Origin of the sequence: uncultured Thomasclavelia sp. (assembly GCF_944324745.1) — a bacterium.
Classification (GTDB): Bacteria; Bacillota_I; Bacilli_A; order Erysipelotrichales; family Coprobacillaceae; genus Thomasclavelia.
Map to the genome: position 1 here is coordinate 23,346 of NZ_CALUXO010000046.1, position 17,192 is coordinate 40,537.

General features: G+C 31.3%; 22 protein-coding genes. 18 read left to right on the forward strand and 4 right to left on the reverse strand.

Annotated elements, in window-relative coordinates; all coding sequences use genetic code 11:
- From Q0K54_RS05385 to Q0K54_RS05410, 7 genes are all read left to right on the forward strand, one after another.
- A complete protein-coding gene (locus Q0K54_RS05385) occupies nucleotides 1-267 on the forward strand; it encodes an RNA-binding S4 domain-containing protein (RefSeq protein WP_294578825.1) in 267 nt (88 codons plus the stop codon).
- Nucleotides 268-353: 86 nt separating this feature from the next.
- Entirely contained in the window at nucleotides 354-1,721 is a 1,368-nt protein-coding gene (locus Q0K54_RS05390) for an aminopeptidase (protein WP_294578826.1), read from the forward strand.
- A gap of 163 nt (nucleotides 1,722-1,884) precedes the next feature.
- On the forward strand, nucleotides 1,885-2,412 hold the full coding sequence (locus Q0K54_RS05395) for a GrpB family protein (RefSeq protein ID WP_294578827.1): 528 nt from the start codon (nucleotides 1,885-1,887) through the stop codon (nucleotides 2,410-2,412).
- 47 nt (nucleotides 2,413-2,459) lie between these two features.
- Nucleotides 2,460-2,756, forward strand: a complete 297-nt coding sequence (yabP, locus tag Q0K54_RS05400; protein WP_294578828.1) for a sporulation protein YabP — start codon at nucleotides 2,460-2,462, stop codon at nucleotides 2,754-2,756.
- Complete coding sequence (gene yabQ / locus Q0K54_RS13775; RefSeq protein WP_374011452.1) at nucleotides 2,756-3,157, forward strand: spore cortex biosynthesis protein YabQ; 402 nt, start codon at nucleotides 2,756-2,758, stop codon at nucleotides 3,155-3,157. The genes yabP and yabQ overlap by 1 nt, the downstream gene beginning before the upstream one ends.
- The gene (locus Q0K54_RS05405) at nucleotides 3,136-3,423 is read left to right on the forward strand and encodes a septum formation initiator family protein (RefSeq protein WP_294578829.1); all 288 of its coding nucleotides are present in this window, start codon (nucleotides 3,136-3,138) and stop codon (nucleotides 3,421-3,423) included. The genes yabQ and Q0K54_RS05405 overlap by 22 nt, the downstream gene beginning before the upstream one ends.
- Nucleotides 3,424-3,461: 38 nt before the next feature.
- Nucleotides 3,462-4,241, forward strand: a complete 780-nt coding sequence (locus tag Q0K54_RS05410; RefSeq protein WP_294578830.1) for an alpha/beta hydrolase — start codon at nucleotides 3,462-3,464, stop codon at nucleotides 4,239-4,241.
- A 20-nt stretch (nucleotides 4,242-4,261) separates the two neighbouring features.
- Here Q0K54_RS05410 and Q0K54_RS05415 read toward each other — a convergent pair whose 3' ends face one another.
- Nucleotides 4,262-4,909 (reverse strand): YitT family protein, encoded by a 648-nt coding sequence (locus Q0K54_RS05415; protein WP_294578831.1) that lies wholly within the window; start codon nucleotides 4,907-4,909, stop codon nucleotides 4,262-4,264.
- On the reverse strand, nucleotides 4,906-5,334 hold the full coding sequence (locus Q0K54_RS05420) for a MarR family winged helix-turn-helix transcriptional regulator (RefSeq protein ID WP_294578832.1): 429 nt from the start codon (nucleotides 5,332-5,334) through the stop codon (nucleotides 4,906-4,908). Before Q0K54_RS05420 ends, Q0K54_RS05415 begins: the two co-directional genes overlap by 4 nt.
- Nucleotides 5,335-5,507: 173 nt before the next feature.
- Between Q0K54_RS05420 and Q0K54_RS05425 the strand changes: the two genes are divergently transcribed.
- From Q0K54_RS05425 to Q0K54_RS05440, 4 genes are read left to right on the forward strand one after another with little or no spacing between them, the layout of a single operon-like run.
- Nucleotides 5,508-6,344, forward strand: coding sequence for a Cof-type HAD-IIB family hydrolase (locus Q0K54_RS05425; RefSeq protein ID WP_294578833.1), 837 nt, complete (start codon nucleotides 5,508-5,510; stop codon nucleotides 6,342-6,344).
- Nucleotides 6,334-7,164 carry a Cof-type HAD-IIB family hydrolase gene (locus tag Q0K54_RS05430; protein WP_294578834.1) on the forward strand — a complete coding sequence of 277 codons (831 nt, stop codon included), beginning with the start codon at nucleotides 6,334-6,336 and terminating at the stop codon, nucleotides 7,162-7,164. The genes Q0K54_RS05425 and Q0K54_RS05430 overlap by 11 nt, the downstream gene beginning before the upstream one ends.
- On the forward strand, nucleotides 7,154-7,813 hold the full coding sequence (locus tag Q0K54_RS05435) for a uracil-DNA glycosylase (protein WP_294578835.1): 660 nt from the start codon (nucleotides 7,154-7,156) through the stop codon (nucleotides 7,811-7,813). Before Q0K54_RS05430 ends, Q0K54_RS05435 begins: the two co-directional genes overlap by 11 nt.
- Nucleotides 7,800-8,969, forward strand: coding sequence for a folylpolyglutamate synthase/dihydrofolate synthase family protein (locus Q0K54_RS05440; protein ID WP_294578836.1), 1,170 nt, complete (start codon nucleotides 7,800-7,802; stop codon nucleotides 8,967-8,969). The genes Q0K54_RS05435 and Q0K54_RS05440 overlap by 14 nt, the downstream gene beginning before the upstream one ends.
- Before the next feature lie 92 nt (nucleotides 8,970-9,061).
- Here the strand turns inward: Q0K54_RS05440 and gerQ are convergent, their stop codons facing one another.
- The gene (gerQ, locus tag Q0K54_RS05445; RefSeq protein WP_294578837.1) at nucleotides 9,062-9,445 is read right to left on the reverse strand and encodes a spore coat protein GerQ; all 384 of its coding nucleotides are present in this window, start codon (nucleotides 9,443-9,445) and stop codon (nucleotides 9,062-9,064) included.
- A gap of 22 nt (nucleotides 9,446-9,467) precedes the next feature.
- Entirely contained in the window at nucleotides 9,468-9,887 is a 420-nt protein-coding gene (locus Q0K54_RS05450; protein ID WP_294578838.1) for a cell wall hydrolase, read from the reverse strand.
- A 261-nt stretch (nucleotides 9,888-10,148) separates the two neighbouring features.
- On the opposite strand from Q0K54_RS05450, the gene Q0K54_RS05455 reads away from it, so the two are divergent.
- The 7 genes from Q0K54_RS05455 (at nucleotide 10,149) to Q0K54_RS05485 (ending at nucleotide 17,188) form a co-directional block, all read left to right on the forward strand.
- On the forward strand, nucleotides 10,149-11,276 hold the full coding sequence (locus tag Q0K54_RS05455; protein WP_294578839.1) for a glucose-1-phosphate adenylyltransferase: 1,128 nt from the start codon (nucleotides 10,149-10,151) through the stop codon (nucleotides 11,274-11,276).
- A gap of 14 nt (nucleotides 11,277-11,290) precedes the next feature.
- Nucleotides 11,291-12,400, forward strand: a complete 1,110-nt coding sequence (gene glgD / locus Q0K54_RS05460) for a glucose-1-phosphate adenylyltransferase subunit GlgD (RefSeq protein ID WP_294578840.1) — start codon at nucleotides 11,291-11,293, stop codon at nucleotides 12,398-12,400.
- Nucleotides 12,400-13,830 carry a glycogen synthase GlgA gene (gene glgA, locus Q0K54_RS05465; protein WP_294578841.1) on the forward strand — a complete coding sequence of 477 codons (1,431 nt, stop codon included), beginning with the start codon at nucleotides 12,400-12,402 and terminating at the stop codon, nucleotides 13,828-13,830. Before glgD ends, glgA begins: the two co-directional genes overlap by 1 nt.
- A 100-nt stretch (nucleotides 13,831-13,930) precedes the next feature.
- Nucleotides 13,931-14,713: a Cof-type HAD-IIB family hydrolase gene (locus tag Q0K54_RS05470; protein WP_294578842.1), complete on the forward strand. Its 783-nt coding sequence runs from the start codon at nucleotides 13,931-13,933 to the stop codon at nucleotides 14,711-14,713.
- Nucleotides 14,714-14,776: 63 nt separating this feature from the next.
- The gene (locus Q0K54_RS05475) at nucleotides 14,777-15,310 is read left to right on the forward strand and encodes a hypothetical protein (protein ID WP_294578843.1); all 534 of its coding nucleotides are present in this window, start codon (nucleotides 14,777-14,779) and stop codon (nucleotides 15,308-15,310) included.
- A 163-nt stretch (nucleotides 15,311-15,473) separates the two neighbouring features.
- Nucleotides 15,474-16,811 (forward strand): cysteine--tRNA ligase, encoded by a 1,338-nt coding sequence (gene cysS, locus Q0K54_RS05480; RefSeq protein ID WP_294578844.1) that lies wholly within the window; start codon nucleotides 15,474-15,476, stop codon nucleotides 16,809-16,811.
- Nucleotides 16,811-17,188, forward strand: a complete 378-nt coding sequence (locus Q0K54_RS05485; RefSeq protein WP_294578845.1) for a Mini-ribonuclease 3 — start codon at nucleotides 16,811-16,813, stop codon at nucleotides 17,186-17,188. Before cysS ends, Q0K54_RS05485 begins: the two co-directional genes overlap by 1 nt.
- The last annotated feature ends 4 nt before the right edge of the window (nucleotides 17,189-17,192 follow it).

The following is a 17,192-nucleotide window of genomic DNA, read 5'->3' on the forward strand; positions in this document are numbered from 1 at the left end:
ATGAGATTAGATAAATTTTTAAAAGTATCTAGAATTATTAAGCGTCGAACACTTTCTAAAGAAATTAGTGAGAGCTCTCGTGTTAAAGTTAATGGTAAAGTGGCTAAACCTAGTACCCGATTAAAAGTCGGTGATGAGATAGAAATTGAGTTTGGTCGGTCTTTGTTAACGGTTGAAGTAAAAGAACTAAGAGAGCATGTTTTAAAAGAAGATAGTACGATGCTATATGAAATTATTAAAGAAGAAAGAATTAATCGAGATATCTAGGCAACTAGATATCTTTATTTTTATTAAATTGTTTGTAAGTAAATAAAAAAAGGTATACTATATTATATAGTAAAAGGAGGAATTATATGTACGCAAAAGTTGCATGGGAAAAGTATGATGATAAGCAAATAGAAGAAATCATGGCTTTTAATGAAGAATATAAAAGATTTATTACTAATGGTAAAACAGAGAGATTATGTGTTAAACAAAGTATCAGTTTAGCTAAGGAACAAGGATTTAAAGAATTAAGTGAATATGATGAGTTAAAACCTGGAGATAAAGTATATGTTAATAATATGAATAAAAATATTGCTTTATTTGTAATGGGGAAACAACCTTTAGAAAAAGGAATGCGTATTTTAGGAGCGCATATTGATTCACCAAGAATGGATCTAAAACAAAATCCATTATATGAAAGTGAAGGGTTTGCGTTATTAGATACTCATTATTATGGTGGGGTAAAAAAATATCAATGGGTAACGATTCCCCTTTCATTAATTGGAATTGTAGCTAAAAAAGATGGAACAGTAATTGATGTTAATATTGGTGAAGATGAAAATGATCCAGTAGTGGGAATCTCTGATTTATTGATTCATTTATCTGCCGATCAATTGAAAAAAGATGCTGCCAAAGTAATTGAAGGTGAAGATTTAGATGTTACAGTTGGCAGCATGCCATTAAAAGATGGTGAAAAAGATACGGTTAAAGCTAATGTTTTAAGAATTTTAAAAGAAAAATATAATTTTGATGAAGAAGATTTCTTAAGTGCTGAAATTGAAGTTGTACCTAGCGGTAAAGCTCGCGATTATGGAATGGATCGTAGTATGGTGGCTGGGTATGGTCATGATGATCGCGTTTGTGCTTTTACTTCATTAAAAGCAATCTTACAAATGAACGATCCTGAATATACTAGCTGCTGTATTTTAGTTGATAAAGAAGAAATTGGTAGCGTTGGAGCTACTGGTGCGCATTCATTATTTTTTGAAAACACAGTTGCCTTATTGTTAGAAAAACAAGGAATCGACAGTTTTGTTAAAACTAGACAGGCAATGGCTAATTCTAAAATGTTATCTAGTGATGTTAGTGCTGGTGTTGATCCATTATATTTAAGTGTCAATGATAAGAAAAATGCAGCTTACTTAGGTAAGGGAATTGTCTTTAATAAATATACTGGTTCTCGTGGTAAAAGCGGGTCTAATGATGCTAATGGTGAATACATGGCTGAAATTAGAAAAGTTTTAGACGATGATAATGTTTATTATCAAACTGCTGAATTAGGAAAAGTAGACCAAGGCGGTGGGGGAACGATCGCTTATATTTTAGGTAACTATAACATGAATGTTATCGATGCTGGTGTTGCTGTCTTAAATATGCATGCACCAATGGAAGTTGTCAGCAAAGTAGATGTTTATGAAGCGTATTTAGCTTATTGTTCATTTTTAAAAAATATTTAGATATTTGGCCTAGCCAGATATCTTTTTTTATGCTTATTTATATTTAGCTGGTTAGATATGGGACAAATAGCGCGAAAAATTACATAAAGTGAAAAAAATTGAATCTCTATCTTGTGTTAATATCAATAAATCTAGTACAATTAGATAAAGGCGGTGATAGAAATTGGATAAAGTTGAAGTTGTAGACTATGATGAAAATTGGCCACGTAAATATGTTTATGAGGCAAACATTATTAGAAATATTCTTGCTGGTGAGTTAATCACCATTACCCATATTGGATCGACCGCGGTACCTGGTTTAAAAGCTAAGCCAATTATTGATATTTTAGTTTTTGTCAAGGATGTAAGCGCTTTGGATGATTTAGATGATAAGTTTAAAGAGGCTGGATATCTGTGTTTAAAAGAGGATGGAATTAAGGGTAGAAGATTTTTTATGAAAGAAGATAATTCCGTTCATGTTCATGCTTATGACGCCAATAATCGAGATCGAATTGAAGCGCTAATAGCTTTTTATGATTATTTAAAGGATCATCCTGATGTAGCTAAAGAATATGAAGATTTAAAAGTGAAATTGGCGAAGAAATATCCTCGAAATATAAAAAAATACAGTCAGGGAAAGGCGGCATTTACTAAGGAAATTGAGACAAAAGCTTTGTATCAATATCGTCATAAAGATATTGAACAAATCTAGAGTTCTAAGTTATCTCTATTTGCATATTTATTAGTGGAGGTAATTTTATGGACAATAATAATATTCGCTTTGAGCATACTCCTTATCATAATGTTTATTTAAAAGATCGAAAAAATATTGAATTGACGGGAGTGAAGAATATTGAAAGTTTTGATTCTTTAGAATTTTTAATTGAAACTTCATTAGGTTTTTTAAATATTACTGGAACTGAGTTATCATTGACTCGGTTAGATCAAGAAAAAAGTGAAGTAAGTATTAAAGGAAATATTGATTCGATTTCTTATGTATCGAATAAAAAGAGTTCTAAAAGTAAAGAGAGTGTTTTTAATAAGCTACTTAAATAATGGATTTAATCAAGCAATTACAAGGGATTAGCTATTCACTGGTATTTGGCTTTCTCTTTACTTTTGTTTATAGTTTTATCAACTCTTTGTTTTATAAATACCACAAGAGTATATTTAGATATATTCTACAGCTGGTTATTGGTGTTGCTTTTGGGTGTTGCTATTATTTTGGTTTGTTAATGATCAACAATGGAGTTATTAGATTTTATTTTATTATCAGTTTATTAGCTGGTTATGTTTTATATCTTAACTATTATAATTATTATTTGATTGTGGTAATTGAAGCTGTAATTAAAGGATTAAAATATATTTTATCCCCAATTATATTCATTTTTAGAAAAATTAATGCTATAATAGGGCACATGAAGAAGGTGATTAGATGGCTAAAAAAAGAAAAATGATTAAATTAGTAAAAGGTATATCATATATGGTAATTGGTTGTGCTTTAATGATTGTCTTATTTAGCAGTGCTATGAATGTTCTTCAACGACAAGATGATATTGCAGTTTTAGAAAAGCAAAAAGCTGCTGTTGAAAAAGAAAGAGAAGAATTACAAAATGAAGTGGAATTGTTGAATGATGATGACTATGTTGCCAGATATGCAAGAGAAAATTATATTTTTTCGCGTGAAGGGGAACAAGTTTCAATTATTCCAGGAGTAGAATAAGCACTTTGTGCTTATTTTTGTGTTTTAGGGGGTAAAAAATGTTTATTAAAAAGAGTATTTATATGCGATCATTGCGTCGACGTCGTCATATTACTATTTATGTGCCAGATGATTATCAGACTAGTAATAAACGCTACCCGGTGTTATATATAAATGATGGTCAAAATGCTTTTTTTGATGAAGAATCATATATGGGCATCAGTTGGGGTTTCTACGATTATGTCAAAGAAACTAATTTAGATATTATCATGGTTGCAATTCCATGTAATTTTAATCCTAATAAACGAGAAGATGAATATGGTCCCTGGCCAATTGGAAAAGAAGTTTTAAAAATGGAATACGGTGATGATAGTTTACAGATTGGTGGCGAAGGTGATAAGTATTTACGTTTTATTATTAAACAGTTGAAACCGTATATTGATCGTCATTTTCCTACGATTGTCGATGATTGTGCGATGGTTGGAAGTTCTATGGGTGGTATAATTACCAGCTATGCTGGAATTAAATATGCTGATGTTTTTAAAAAGACTGCGTCACTTTCAACTGCGTACTGGTTTTATGTAGATGAATTCATTGATCTGATTCATAAAAGTGACATGAGTCCAGTTGAATGTTTTTATTTAGATTTAGGTGGTAATGAAGGTAATGGCGATGAAGAAATTAGCCGTATTTATTATGAAAGCAATGATATTATTTATGAAGAATTGATCAAGAAATGTGATAAAGTTCATGTGGAATTCTTTGAAGAGGCAGTTCATAATGAAAGTGAGTGGCGCAAGCGGGTGCCAATCTTCATGGATTTGTTTTATCGCCAATAAAAAAGCACTGAGGTGCTTTTTTATTTAGCTAAATTTTCAATATATTTGATTAATGGAAAATAACGATTGATCAATGTAACGATTCTACCAACAAGTACAGCTGAAATAACCGTTCCAATTCCAATTCCTTGTAATGAATGGAAAAAAAGTAAAGAAGCACAAAATGAAATTAAAATTAATGTGACATCAAAATATATTTTAATTTTACCAAAGTTTTTATTGTAAGCAGTAGAAATAGCGCGAACGATTCCTTCACCAGGAACTACAATCACATTAGGACTAACTTCAATACAGATTCCTAGGGCTAGAATAGTACATCCTATTAACAAGCTGATAAGTTTTAACATGATTGAATCTAGGACTAAACCGCTTAGAAGTCCCATTGTAATATCAATAAAGAAACTAAAAATAATATTTGCAAGAATTTGAAGAAATTGAATCGGATGAAAATCTTTTTTTAAAATGATAATCTGTATGATAATAAAAATCATATTTAAAATAAATGTAAATAATCCAAAGCTGATTTTTGTAAAAAATAGACTAAAAACATAAGGAACACTAGAAATTGGTGAAGTTCCTAAGGCACTTTTGGTAATCAAAGAAATTCCAAAAGAATTGATTATTAAACCGAGAATAAAAAAGAAATATCGTTGTAGCCATTTAATCATACTTGATCCTCCTGACATGTTGAAATAATTTGTTGTAGTAGAGTTATTAATTCTTGTTGTTGCTCATTAGAAAGATTAGCAGTTAAGAAATTATCAACATTTTGACCGATTGTCGCAATTTCCTGGGTTTTTTGCTTTCCTTTTGGGGTTAGATAAATTTTAATAGAACGTTTATCACGAGCTTGAGATTTTTTTAAAATTAGTTGCTGTTGTTCCATTTTGTGAAGCAAAGATGTAATTGTCGATTTATCAATAACACAGTATTGTCCGATTTCTTTAGGTGTTAAACCATCATATTGATTGAGACACTCAAGAATCTTAGGCTGACCAGGTAATAAATTTAATTTTTTAATTTCTTGAGTAACTAGACGATTGCTGTAATTAAAACATCGTAATAGTAAAAAGTGCAATTGTTTTTCTAACATAAACCCTCCTAATATAATTTGAATTCAAACTATATTTTAGTGATAATTACAAAATTGTCAATTATCTACAAGTATAAATCTTATTAAATAATTTTAAAAAGTGAAAATGATTAAAGAATAGCTTTTTTTGTGTTATGATACGATTAGTAAAAAATGCAGAAAGGACAGCTATTATGAAATATAAATTAATGTTATCGGATTTAGATGAAACATTACTGGTAAATCATCATGTCCCCGAATTTAATGTTGCTGCTATCAAAAAAGCTCGCAAAAAAGGAGTGAAATTTGTACCTGCAACAGGCCGGGCATTCAATATGATTCCAGAAATCTTAAAAGAAATTGGAACTTATGATTTGGCTGATGAGTATTCGATTTGTTTTAATGGTGGGTTGATTGTAGAAAATAAAAATGGGCGTATCTTAAATTTTAAAGGTCTTTCTTTTGAAGTTACTAAAATGTTATTTGAAAAAGCACGGCAATACGATGTTTGTGTTTTGATCTTTACTGTTGATATGTGTTATATCTATAATGCCGATCCAGATGAGATCCAACGAAAAACTGATCAAAAAGCACCGTTTAAAGTGGTTGATGAGTATAATATGGATAATTTAAAAGATGAAAAGATTGCTAAGATTTTATTTGAACGTCGTGATATGGCTTATTTAAAGCAGATTGAAGCTGATTTAAAAGCTGATATTGTAGGTAAAGCGACAGCCAGTTTTTCGTCAAATCGGTATTTAGAGTTTAATGCTAATGGTGTAAATAAAGGATTTGGACTTCGCTGGCTGGCTAATTATTTAAAGATTGATATAGATCAAACTATTGCTATTGGCGATAATTATAATGATGTTGCGATGATCAAGGAAGCAAAGCTGGGAGTATGTGTTGCCTGTGGTGAAGATGACATTAAGGAAATAGCTCAATATGTCACAAAAGCTGATTATGATCAAGGTGCTGTAAAAGAAGTGATTGAAAAATTTATATTGGAGGATAATGAAAATGGGTTATAAATTAATTGCCTGTGATTTAGATGAAACTTTATTAAACGACCAGCATCATGTTGGTAGTCGCAATGTTGCGGCAATTCAAAAAGCGAGAAGGGAATATGGGGTTAAATTTGTACCTGCGACAGGACGAGGATTTATGCAAATTCAACCGGAGTTAAAAGAATTACAATTAATCGATTTGCCAGAAGAATATGTAATTTCATTTAATGGTGGTGCACTTAGTGAAAATAAAGGCAATCGGCTAATTGAATTTAAAGGCTTAGAGTTTGCAAAAATGAAAGAAATATTTGAAGCAGGTTTAAATTTTGATGTTTGTATTCATGTTTATACACCAGAACACTTATATGTATTTAATTTAAGTGAATCAGAACGGCAAAGACTGATTGAACAAAAATTAGAAGTTATTTATCCTAAAGAAAATAGTGTGGATTTTCTAAAAGATACGTCTATTTCTAAAATATTGTATCAAAATATTGATGTTCCATATTTGATGAGTCTTGAAGAAGGGTTAAAACCAATTACTGATGGTTGTTGTGCAGTTAGTTATTCATCTAACCGTTATATGGAATTTAATGCTTTAGGAGTAGATAAAGGTCAAGGATTAATTGATTTAGCGAATAAATTAAATATTCCAATCGAAGATACAATTGCCGTAGGAGATAATTATAATGATATGGCAATGTTAAAAGTGGCGGGATTATCAGTTGCGGCTAATAATGCAGTTGCTGATGTTAAAGCGGCCTGTGATTATACTACAAAAGCAGATAATAATGAAGGTGTAGTGGCTGAATTGATTGAGAGGTTTATTTTCAATGAGATTTAAAGAGATTGCAGAGGCTGAGTTTCAAAAAGATTATTATCGCCGATTACATGATTTTGTCGAAAATGAGTATGAACATAAAACAATTTTTCCGCCAAAACAAAATATTTTTCGAGCTTTGAATCTATGTGATTATGAGGATGTTAAAGTTGTTATCCTGGGTCAGGATCCATATCATGAACTGCACCAGGCTAATGGTTTGGCCTTTAGTGTTTATCCCGGTGTTCGAATTCCACCTAGTTTAGTTAATATTTATAAAGAATTGCATAATGATTTGGGAATGAAGATTCCTAATCATGGTGACCTAACAAAATGGGCTAAACAAGGGGTGTTACTTTTAAATAATGTTTTAACAGTTGAACAAGGAAGAGCTAACAGTCATGCGGGAAAAGGCTGGGAAATCTTTACTTTAAATATTGTAAAAGCTTTAAACGAAAGAGAAAAGCCATTAGTGTTTATTTTATGGGGGAATAATGCCCGGGCTAAAAAACAATATATTGATACTTCGAGACATTTAGTTCTTGAAAGTGCTCATCCATCGCCACTTTCAGCCAGCCGTGGTTTCTTTGGTTCGCGACCATTTAGCAAAGCTAATCAGTTTTTAAAAGAGCATGGTATTGCACCAATCGATTGGCAAATTGAAGACATTTAATGATATTAACAGGGCATTAAGTTATATTGAATCAAAGCGAACTAAAAGAACTTTGGAACAATTTAAAGCTACAGTTATAAAATATGGCTTTAATTATCAACAAAAAAAGATGATTCATATAGCGGGAACCAACGGTAAAGGTTCTACTACTAATTATTTAAAAGAAATTTTAATGGCACATGGTTATCAAGTCGGAACTTTTACCTCACCTTATATTATTTGTCATAATGATCGCATATGTATTAATGGACAAATGATCAGTGATGACGAGTTATTATCAATTATTAACGAACTGATACCTATAATTGAACAGGAACAATTATCAATGTTTGAGATTGATACATTGATAATGCTTAAATATTTTAATGATAATGATTTAGATTTTCGAATTATAGAAACGGGAATCGGGGGGTTAAATGACAAGACTAATATCATTGATAGTTATTGTAGTGTGATTACTAATATTGGTTATGATCATCAGTTTATGTTAGGAAATACGTTAGAAGAAATTGCAAGACATAAAGCTGGTATTATTAAGAAAAATCAAATCTGTTATACGACCGAAACTAATTGTAAGTTGATTGATATTTTTAAATCGCAATGTCAAGTTTGTAACAGTCAGCTAAAGCCAGTAAAAATTGATTGTGATTATAGCTATCCATATCATTTTACTTGTTTAAATCATCGATATACATTAAAAAATTGTGCAAGCTATCAAGTATCTAATGCTACTTTGGCAATTAATATAGCTAATGATTTAATTGCTGTTGATCCTAAATTAATCCAGCAGGCTTTAAATAAAGCTCATTGGCCGGGTCGTTTTGAAAAATTTGGAAATATTTATTTAGATGGTGCCCATAATATTGACGGGATCAAAGCTTTGATCAAAACTATTAATGATCAAAAAATTTCTGATGTTCTAATTGTTTTTAGCGCCTTAAAAGATAAAGATATCAAATTGATGAAAGGATTATTAGCTGGTTTTGATTTAATTGAAGCAAGTTTTCAAGATGAACGTTCAACGTCCCGGGCTCCGGATTTTAAAATTATTTTAAAAGCAAATCAGGACAAATATCAAAATATTATTGTAACTGGCTCTTTGCATTTTATAAGTGCGGTTCGTAAATATTTATTAACATCAAAAAATGATAATTGATATAGTTAGTTATTTGTAAATATGGGAATTGACTATTATTAGTCGTTCCTTTTTTATTAAAAATGGACCTCTAAAGTTTTTTTAGAGGTCCATTATTGATAAGGATGTTGATAATTGAGGGGTTCATCAAACTCAGCCCAAGTTAAATAGACTAGTTGTAATAAATAACGTTTATCATTTTTAGGATCATGAATGATAAAATGATCACGTCCGGCTTGTTCGATTACTCCTTTATATACTTTATCGCGCCATTCATTACTGCTAGAATACGTAAAATAAAAACTACCTAGTTTGCCAACGTTTAGTCGGAGGATATTTTCGATATAAGCCTGATCAATAACTGGAGCCGGAGTTAATGTAGTATTGCTTCCTGGGGTAGTTTGGTTACTTGGAGTGTTAATAGTACCGTCTTCATTGGTTGTAGTATTTTCATCTTGACGGACTAAATATGGGTTTAAATCGTTGAAATAATTCATGTATAAAATTCTCCTTTATTTTTTATAAATCACAGTTTAAGTTTAAGCCAGGGTTATAGAAACAATGTTGTTTATATCGCCCTGAAAGATTGCCATAGAAAGTTTGGGGACAAGCTACATCTGAGCCAGGGTTTTTAAACCATAAGGCATTAGTGGCTGGTTCATTTCGATAGCCGTTGATGCAACGCAAAGCTAAATTTCGTACAAGGGAAGTAACTGGTTCGTTGAATAATGGGGTTCCAACACCGGAAAAAGCATTTTTTTGATAGATAACTTCAGTGATCGTCCGGGTATTTCTAAAAACATCACAATTGGCTACCACACGATTGATAACAACATTTCCAACTAAAAGCATTCCTTGTTCTCCTTCGCCAAGGGCTTCTGACTGAATCAACCGGGCTAATAATTCAACTTCTTCACTGGAATATTTAACTCGTGCCAATTTATCACCTCGCTAATATCATATGCGGTTGGATTAAAAAAATGCTTGTTAGTTTTTAGTTAATTTAAATCGAATTCTTTTTGAAAAAAATTTACATAAAATCCTTTTTAAGAGGTTTATTACAAAAATAAATGAGAGTATAATAAATGACAAGATATATTATTTACATTTCGTATAATAAATCTCGAATTTATTTTTATTTTATGTTAGAATAGTATTATAGGTAAAGCGCTTACATTAGACAAGGAGGTATTTTAAAAAATGGGAAAAGAGATTGTCGCAATGATTTTAGCCGGAGGACGTGGGACACGTCTAGAAGCACTAACGGCTAAAGTAGCTAAACCAGCAGTGCATTTTGGAGGAAAATATCGTATTATTGATTTCCCTTTGAGTAACTGTGCTAACTCAGGGATTGACGTTGTTGGGGTATTAACTCAATATGAATCAGTATTATTAGGTACTTATGTTGGCTCTGGAACTAAGTGGGGGCTTGATGGTAAACAGTCATTAGCAGCTATCCTGCCAGCACGTGAACGAGGGGAAGTTGGGGCTACTTGGTATGCAGGTACAGCTGATGCTATTTATCAAAATATCAGCTTTTTAGATCAATATGACCCTGAATATGTTTTGATCTTATCTGGTGACCATATTTATAAAATGGATTACGATAAGATGCTTGCTGCTCACAAACAACGTAAAGCCGCTGCAACTATCGCTGTATTAAATGTTTCTTTAAAAGAAGCAAGTCGTTTTGGAATCATGAATACAAATCCTGATGGAACTATTTATGAATTCGAAGAAAAACCTGCCAAACCTAAATCTACATTAGCTTCTATGGGTATTTATATCTTTACTTATAAAGAATTAAGAAAATACTTAATTGACGATGCTAAAAACGAAGACAGTAAACATGACTTTGGTATGAATATCATTCCAGATATGTTAGCTGATGATAAAAAATTATATGCTTATGAATTCGAAGGTTATTGGAAAGATGTTGGTACTGTAGAAAGTTTATGGCAAGCTAATATGGACTTGTTGAATGATACAGAACTAGATCTTTATAATATTAAACGCGATTGGAAGATCTATACTGAAGATACTTTGGAAAAACCACAAATTATTGGAGATAAAGCTAATATCAAAAATTCAATGGTTACTCAAGGATGCCTGGTAAATGGTAATGTTGAAGGATCAGTTTTATTCAATAATGTCAATGTTGGTGAAGGTGCTAAAGTAATCGATTCAGTTTTAATGCCAGGTGTACTGGTTGAAGAAGGTGCTGAAGTATATAAAGCAATCGTTGATGAAGGCGTAGTTATTCGTGCCAATACAAAAATTAATGAAGAAGCCAAAGAAGTCGCTTTGATTAGTGATAATAGTAAGTAGGGGAGGAAATAGAGATGGTTAAAGCAATTGGTATTGTAAATTTACACTCTGATGTAGATTTTGTCGGTCTTACAGAAAGAAGACCAGTAGCGTCTGTTAGTTTCTTAGGACGTTATGCATTGATTGACTTTGTTTTATCAAACATGTCGAACTCAGCAATCGATGCGGTTGGAGTATTAATTCAACGTAAACCTAGATCATTGTTGAAACATTTAGGTAATGGTAATTCATGGAACTTCAACTCTAAAGCCGGTGGCGTATCTATTTTATATAATGAAAAATACGCTAATAACCCTAATTATAATCATGACATCAATAATTTGATTGAAAATATTGCTTTCTTAGAAACTAATAAAGCTGATTATGTAGTAGTTGCACCTGCACATATTATTACAACTATGAATTATGCTGATGTAATTGATGCTCATGAAAAAGCTGGAGCTGAAATTACTATGGTGTATAAAAAAGTTCATGATGCAAATGAAGCTTATATTGGATGCGACTGCCTGACAGTTAAAAATAAAATGGTTACTGCAATTGAAAAGAATCGTGGAAGTCGTAAAGATTGTTGTGTTTCAATGGAAACATATGTATTTAATGCTAAAACTTTATTAGAAGTTATGAAAAAAGCTCAAAAAATTAGTTCATTCTTTAGTTTAAGAGATGTTTTGGCTTATTTATGTGATGAAAAACAAATTAATGCTTATGAATATAAAGGATATGCTCGTTGCATGGATTCATTAGAACATTATTACCAATACTCATTAGAGTTCTTGGATCTAGATGTATCATCTGCTGTATTTAAGAGCAATTGGCCAATTTATACTAATACTAATGATACACCACCAACTAAATATTTATCAGAATCTAAAGTAAATAGTTCATTTGTTGCCAATGGGGCAATGATTGATGGTACTGTTGAAAATAGTATTTTAGGTCGTAATGTAACAGTTGGTACTGGTGCGGTCGTTAAAAACTGTATCTTATTCTCTGGAGCTGTTGTAAGTCCAAACGCGCATTTGGAAAATGTAATTATGGATAAAAATTCTAAAGTAGAACATAAATTGGACTTAAAAGGTGATTCTACTACACCATTATATATTATTGAAGGAGATGTAGTTTAATGCGAGTATTATTTGCTACATCAGAAGCAACACCATTTATTAAATCAGGTGGATTAGCTGATGTATTAGGTTCTTTACCAAAAGAAATGGTAAAAAAAGGTGTCGAAAGTATTGTTGTTTTACCTAAGTATCAAGATATGAAAATGGCTGATGAAATTCAGTTTGTAACTAATTTCGATATATGGGTAGGATGGCGTAAATTATATTGTGGTGTCTTTACTTATGAATTGGATGGAGTTCGTTTCTACTTTATTGACAATGAACAATATTTTAAACGTCCAGGTTTATATGGTTATGATGATGATAATGAAAGATTTGCTTATTTTGATTTTGCCGTTTTGGAATTAATCTCTCATTTAGATTTGAAACCAGATATTTTACACTTACATGACTGGCAAACAGCAATGATTGCGATGTTGTATAAAGAAAGATATTGTTATTATGAACATTATGAAAATATTAAAGTTGTTTTCACAATTCATAATATTGCTTTCCAAGGAAAAGCTGATCCTGCTTTACTAAGTGAATTATTTGGTTTAGATAATTATTTGTATTATAACGGAAACTGTCGTAACGATGGGTGCTTTAATATGATGAAAGCTGCTATTTTCTATAGCGATATTGTAACTACTGTTTCGCCAACTTATGCAAAAGAAATTTTAACGCCAGAATATGGAGAAGGATTACAAAATATTTTGGAAATGCGTAAGTATGATTTGTATGGTATTTTAAATGGAGTTGATTATGATGTAATCAATCCAGCTACTGATCCTGAAATTGTGAAAAACTATGATATTAATACTGTTTTTGAAAATAAAGTAGCTAATAAATTAGCTTTACAAAAAGAGGTAGGATTACCTGAGAATAAAGATGTACCATTTATTGGTGTCGTAACGCGTTTAACTAAACAAAAAGGATTAGATTTGATTTTAAATCAGTTTAGTGAAATGTGCAGTCGTGATATTCAAATTGTTATATTAGGAGCTGGAGATCGAGTTTATGAAGATGCTTTAAAAGGTATTGCTTACCATCATCCAGATAAAGTATCATTACAATTAAAATATGACTTTGGTTTATCATGTCGAATTTATGCTGGTTGTGATATGTTCTTAATGCCTTCATTGTTTGAACCATGTGGATTATCTCAAATGATGTCTTTAAGATATGGTACAATTCCAATTGTAAGAGAAACTGGTGGATTAAAAGACAGTGTGCAACCATATGATGAATACGCTCATACTGGAACCGGATTTAGTTTTGCTAACTTCAATGCGCATGAAATGATGCGGACGATTGACTATGCTTTAAAGGTTTATAATGAAGATCCAGAAGCATGGAAAGGTATCATGACTCGTGCTATGAGTGCAAAATTAGACTGGGATACAAGTGCTGACCAATATTTAAAAGTATTTAAATCTTTGTTAGGATAATCCATATAATAAATACTTATAGTTGAAGAGGAGTGGCAATACTCCTCTTTTGCTTAAAAATAATTAATCACAATTACATGAAAATATACGGAGGAACGAGATGATAAAAGCAATTTTTTTTGATATTGATGGGACTTTAATATCAAAGCAACAAACTTGCATTAGTGAACAGGTAATAAAAGCATTAAAACAATTACAGGAAAAGGGAATTAAATTATTTATTGCTAGTGGGCGCCATTATTTAGAAATGGAAGAATTAGGAATTAACCAACAGTTTACTTTTGATGGTTATTTAACGATAAATGGTGGTTATTGTTTTAATCAAGATGGTGTTATTTATAAAAATCCCATTGATCCCGATGATGTAGCAAGAATTGTTGCCTATGTTCAAAAACAACATTTAGCCTGCAGTTTTGTTGAAAGCAATAATTTATATATTAATCTAATAGATGATTATGTTATTGCGGCTCAAAAAGCCATTAATACATCGTTGCCACCAGTTAAAGATATCACTAGGGCTTTAAAGAATGATATTTATCAAATAGATCCATTTGTAGGGAAAGAGGAGATAGCTAAATTAGTTGCTTTGCTTAAACATTGTAAATACACTAAATGGCATGATGGTGCTTATGATATTATCCCAAAGGTTGGTGGAAAGAAAGCAGGAATAAAAGCCGTGTTGGATCATTACGGAATCGAACTTGCGGAAACGATGGCTTTTGGTGATGGTCATAATGATTTAGAAATGTTGGAATATGTTGGAACTGGTATTTGTATGGCCAATGGGCACCCAGAAACTCTTGAACGTAGTGATTATGTGACAGATACTGTCGAAAATGATGGGATTGTAAAAGCATTGTCACATTTTGGCTTAATTGATTGAGAAAATATGGTTGTAATAATCTAATTAGTTGTGTAAAATGGGGTTAGTAAGGAGAGAGTGATAATGAAAAAATCAATCCTGTTACTTATGGTAACTGTATTGCTGGTAACCTTAACAGCCTGCGGAGCGCAGGATAAAAAAGTGAATTTACAAAAAACCGGAGAATTATATACAACAGAAGAAGGCGTTAGTTTTTATTATCCCAGTGATTATGAAATATCGGTATCTTCTAACCCTGAGGTGACTGATTATAATACGGTTGAATTTAATAAAGATAATAATACTTTGTATTTTTTAGTAGTAAATGATGAAAGTGATAATGTAGCTTCTGATAAAAGTGAATTATATACTGGTGTCTTAGAACAAGGACAGGCTAGTAATATTGAAGTATCGAAACCAGTTTTAAATAGTGGTTTGGATGTGTATCAATATATTTATGAATATAGTGATACCGGAATAAAGAATAAAGAGATTGTTTATTTTTTAGACGATGTTACATATATCTATGGATACCGTTCTGTCAAAGATGAGTTTGAAAAAAATGAAGCAGACATGACTGTTTATTTAGAAAGCTTTTCAATGACGGCAGGTAAATAAGTTGTATTTTAGGGGATATTTTGTTAAGATTAAAATACAAATTAAATTTACGAGGGCAGATTATAGCTGCTTGATGGTAGAAGAAATAAAATGGATAAGATAAAAGCATCTGCTATCGAGAAATCATTGATAGTATTATGCTTTTTTATTTATGGAGGTTATGATGAAACTATTTAATACACTAACAAATAAAAAAGAGGATTTTAAGCCGATTAAAGAGGGAGAAGTTAGTATTTATGTCTGTGGACCAACGGTTTATAATCATGCTCATATCGGAAATACCCGACCAATGATCGTTTTTGATGTTTTAAGAAGAACGTTCGAATACTTAGGTTATAAAGTTACTTTTGTTTCTAATTTTACTGATGTTGATGATAAAATCATCAAAGCTGCTAAACAAGAAGGAATCAGTGAAAAAGAGTTAACAGATAAATATATTAAAGCTTATGAAGATGTTCGGCGGGATTTAAATTTATTATTTCCAACTTATGCCCCACGAGTTACCAATACCATGGATGCCATTATTAAATTTATTGATGGTTTAGTAAAAGATGGATATGCTTATGTTGTTGATGGTGATGTTTATTTTAGAGTTACCAAAATTCATGAATATGGACAGTTATCAGGAATTAGAATTGAAGATTTAATTGCCGGTGCCAGTGAACGAGTAGATGATAATGATAAAAAAGAAGCACCTGTTGATTTTGCTTTATGGAAAAAAACTGATGAAGGAATTCAATTTGATAGTCCGTGGTCTAAAGGGAGACCTGGCTGGCATACTGAGTGTGTAGTTATGATCAATGATATTTTTGAAAATGGATTAATTGATATTCATGGAGGGGGACAGGACTTAAAATTCCCACATCATGAAAATGAAATCGCTCAATCAATGGCATGCCACCATCATCCAATTGCTCATACTTGGATGCATAATCAAATGATCAATATTGATAATCAAAAAATGTCAAAATCATTAGGAAATGTTGTTTGGGCTAAAGATATGATCAAACAGCTTGGATGTAATGTTTATAAATGGCTAATGCTATCTAGTCATTATCGTAACCCATTAAATCTGACTGATGATGTAGTTACTAATGTAAAAAAAGAAGTTGCTAAAGTAGATAATGTTATCAAAACAGTTTCTTTATATTTGCAGGTAAATCATGTTGCTGACTGTGATTATGATAAAGCAACAGTAGATGAAATGGTAGCGGCATTGGAAGATGATTTAAATACTTCATTAGCATTAACAAATATCTTAAATCAGGTAAAAAAATTAAATCAATTATTTAGACAAAAAGATAAAGACAATCAGGCTATCAGTCAAAATTATCAAACTTTACTAAAAATGGTTGATGTGATGGGCTTTGTCTATCATCCAAAACAGTTAAATGATGAAGAATTAAAATTATATCAAGATTGGAATGAAGCTAAAGCTAATAAAGATTTTGATACTGCTGATAAATTACGTAGTCAGTTAATCGAAAAGGAGATTATTTAATGCGCCCGGATTTGATGAATCCTAGTGTCTTAGCTTATTTAGGTGATAGTGTTTTTGAAGTGATGGTACGAAGTTATTTGATCAAAGAAAGTGGTTTGGCTAAAACTCATGAACTTCAAAAGGAAACAGTGAAATATGTTACTTCAATAGCACAATCTAATTTTATGCATGCAATGTTAAAAGAAGGTTTTTTTAGTGAAGATGAAATAGCGATTTATAAACGTGGACGAAATACCAAAGGAAGTAAAAATGAAAAAATCGAACATCTGCATTCAACGGGCTTTGAAGCAATTATCGGGACATTATATTTATTAGAAGATTTCAAGCGAATAGATGAGATATTTTCGCGATACAAAAGCTATATAAAAGGTAAATAAAAAA